Origin of the sequence: Megasphaera sp. DJF_B143 (assembly GCF_900320625.1) — a bacterium.
In the GTDB taxonomy this organism is placed as follows: Bacteria; Bacillota; Negativicutes; order Veillonellales; family Megasphaeraceae; genus Megasphaera; species Megasphaera hexanoica.
In genome coordinates, this window is sequence record NZ_ONTA01000171.1 from 1 (window position 1) to 2,982 (window position 2,982).

The window sequence follows — 2,982 nt, forward strand, 5'->3', positions numbered from 1 at the left end:
ATGTTCATGTTCCCGCTCCTTCATAATCGCTGTGTCTGAAAGAAGTCTGGTCCATAGCCTGTCCCCGGTCCATCTTATTTACCCTGTTCCTTTCCCGGGCACAGATCTTGGAGGAAACACTGGTCACAAAGTGGTTTCCTCGCCTTGCAGACACGGCGTCCATGCCAGATAAGCCAGTGATGGGCCCGGCTCCACCACTCTTTGGGAATGGCCCTCTGAAGCCCTTTTTCCACTTCAAGGGGCGTACTGCCAATGGCCAACTGAAGCCGGTTCGCCACGCGGAATACATGGGTATCAACGGCGATGGCCGGCGTATCGTATAAAATGCTTACCAGTACGTTGGCCGTCTTGCGGCCCACGCCGGGAAGTTTGACCAGTTCATCAAATGTGTGCGGTACCTCTCCATGATATTGTTCACAAAGAATGGCACAATTAGCCAGAATATTTTTTGCCTTGCTGTGATACAACCCACAGGTACGGATTTTTTCTTCCAGACCTTCAAGTCCCAGTGTCAGTATTTTTTCTGGCGTATTGTATGCAGGAAACATTTCTGCTGTTACTTTATTGACCCGTTCATCCGTACACTGGGCTGACAGGATGACGGCTATCATCAGTTCAAAGGGCGACGTATAATGGAGAGCCGGTTTCATGATGCCATATTGATCTTGAAACCGCTGCAGCATTTCCTGTTTGATTTGTTTCGTTACTTTCATTTATCTTCCTCATCTGTTTCAATTACTTCATTGAGACTTCCCATTTCGTAACCGCCCAGATCGAGCGACACATAGGTAAATCCACAACGGCGCAAAGCCTGTACGATATCCTTGCGGTGAGCCAGGATAGCCGGGATTTCATCTTCTCTCACCTCGATGCGTGCTACATCGCCGTGATAGCGGACGCGCAGCGACCCTGTGATATAGGGCGCAATGTATTGTTCTGCTTTATCAATCATGGAAAGGCGCTGCGGTGTCAGTTCCACACCATAAGGAATGCGGCTGGCCAGGCAGGCGGCACTCTGTTTATTCCAGGTCCTGAGGCCCAGTTCCTGCGAAAGTGCCCGGATATCGGCTTTGGTAATTCCCGCTTCTATCATCGGACTGCGGACGGCATCAGCCATTTCTTCCAGAGCTTTCATCCCCGGCCGGAAATCGCCCAGGTCATCGACATTCCCTCCATCAACAACCCAGTGAAAGCCCTCCTGTTTTGCCAGATTTACCAATGCAGTAAAACGGATTTTCTTGCAGATATAGCAGCGGTTCTTAGGATTTTTTACAAACTCCGGATCAGAAAATTCCGTCGAATGGACGACGAGATGACGGATACCAATGCTGGCAGCCATATCACGGGCATCCCGTTCTTCGCTTTCCGGCAGCGTCGGTGAAACGGCGGTTACAGCGAGGGCCTGGTCCCCCAATACATCGTGCGCCGTATAGGACAAAAATGTACTGTCTACGCCGCCGGAAAAGCCGATGACGACGCTTCCCATTTCTTTTAATATAGCGCGTAATTTTTCATATCGTTCTTTCATTTCTGGTTCTATCATGATAGCCCCCTCTTTCTGTTATGTATATAGGCATACAGCCGCTCAACCTGTTGATGAATGTCTGCTGGCAAATAGGATGTCGCTTTCTGGCACATCCTTTCCGGTATGCCATAATATGCTTCGGCCATACTGCCGGCTATGGCGGCCTGTGTATCCGTATCTCCCCCGAGGGAAATAGCATTGCGGACGGCATCTTCATAATCACTGCTTTCGAGAAATGCTTCGATGGCTTCGGGTACGCTCCGGGATGTCCGCGAAGTAAACCCATAATCCCGGCGTATCTCATTGAGGCTGCGGTCCAGTGGATAAAAGTGGTCTTGGAGATACACACGTATGTCATCGCGCCGGATGCCCGCACGGGCCAGATAAATCGCCGACGAAACAGCCACAGCCCCCTGGATAGCTTCTTCCGTATTATGCGTAACTACGGCCGACAGTTCTGCCAGATATTGTGCTTCTGCCAGAGTATCTGCCAGCCATCCTGCCGGAGCGACGCGCATAGCGGCTCCATTGGCCCAGCTTCCATAAGGCCCCATGTCATCACTTTCATACCAATGGATAAAACGCGGCCCGTACCCGACGCCGGGAAACCGGCGGCACCAATAGCGGAGATACCGACAGAGGAGAGGCGTAACCGCCTGTCCTTTCATCCGGCTTTCCATCAGTGCCTGTCCGACCGCCACCGTTGTCACCGTGTCATCGGTAAACCGGCAGCCTGTTCCCCAGAACGGGAAGTCTTTTGTCTTGATGGAAGCAGCCCCATCTACGGGCATTTCATAAACAGAACCGGCTATATCACCGATAATTGTTCCCCACATTTGATGATCACCTCACCGGTAAAGAAATTAGAATCGTATTTATTATATCACAGGGGATAGGAGAAAAAAAAGCATACAAAGAGAGATTTTATCCCCGTTTGTACGCTTTTGAACCAGATTCTAATTATTGAAAATGAGCAGCTTCTTCTGTCAGAATCTGATGACGCAGTTCAGAGAGGCGCGTGCTGCGCTGTACCCACATGGTTTCCGGATTGACAAGTCGCTTGTATTCCGGCCACAAAGTATCAATTTCCTGGTCTGCATATGCCATGATATCCTTCAGCGTCGGCGGCGTATAGACGAGTTCGCCTTTGACGAACACCGGCTGCAGCATCGTTCTTACCGTAAAGGAACCAGCCGGAATGATACGGGAGCGCCAGGGCGTCTTATCACTGGAAAGGCGCAGATCTTTGGACGGATCAATCGTTTCTCCTTCGAGAATGATGATATCGGCCTTCATCTTGCCCGTCGTTTTATCGTAAATGCGCAGTACATTCTTGCGGCCCGGATTGGAAATTTTTTCAGCATTATCGCTCATCTTGATTTTAGGTATGAACTTGTCACCTTCATATTGGCCAGCCATCTTAAACACGCCACCCATCGACGGGCTGTCCTTGGCGG

General features: G+C 50.5%; 3 protein-coding genes and 1 pseudogene. All 4 read right to left on the bottom strand.

What is annotated here, in order from left to right:
* Positions 1–74: 74 nt before the first annotated feature.
* On the bottom strand, positions 75–713 hold the full coding sequence (gene nth / locus DBO31_RS05220) for an endonuclease III (RefSeq protein ID WP_059077350.1): 639 nt from the start codon (positions 711–713) through the stop codon (positions 75–77).
* A complete protein-coding gene (larE, locus tag DBO31_RS05225; RefSeq protein WP_059077351.1) occupies positions 710–1,543 on the bottom strand; it encodes an ATP-dependent sacrificial sulfur transferase LarE in 834 nt (277 codons plus the stop codon). The genes nth and larE overlap by 4 nt, the downstream gene beginning before the upstream one ends.
* On the bottom strand, positions 1,540–2,361 hold the full coding sequence (locus tag DBO31_RS05230) for an ADP-ribosylglycohydrolase family protein (protein ID WP_059077352.1): 822 nt from the start codon (positions 2,359–2,361) through the stop codon (positions 1,540–1,542). Before DBO31_RS05230 ends, larE begins: the two co-directional genes overlap by 4 nt.
* Before the next feature lie 124 nt (positions 2,362–2,485).
* Positions 2,486–2,982: pseudogene (locus DBO31_RS05235) on the bottom strand (nicotinate phosphoribosyltransferase); the annotation flags it as partial.

Bases quoted from the DNA above. Each gene is read 5' to 3' on its own strand.
- nth (WP_059077350.1), bottom strand. From the start codon at position 713: ATGAAAGTAACGAAACAAATCAAACAGGAAATGCTGCAGCGGTTTCAA.
- larE (WP_059077351.1), bottom strand. From the start codon at position 1,543: ATGATAGAACCAGAAATGAAAGAACGATATGAAAAATTACGCGCTATA.
- DBO31_RS05230 (WP_059077352.1), bottom strand. From the start codon at position 2,361: ATGTGGGGAACAATTATCGGTGATATAGCCGGTTCTGTTTATGAAATG.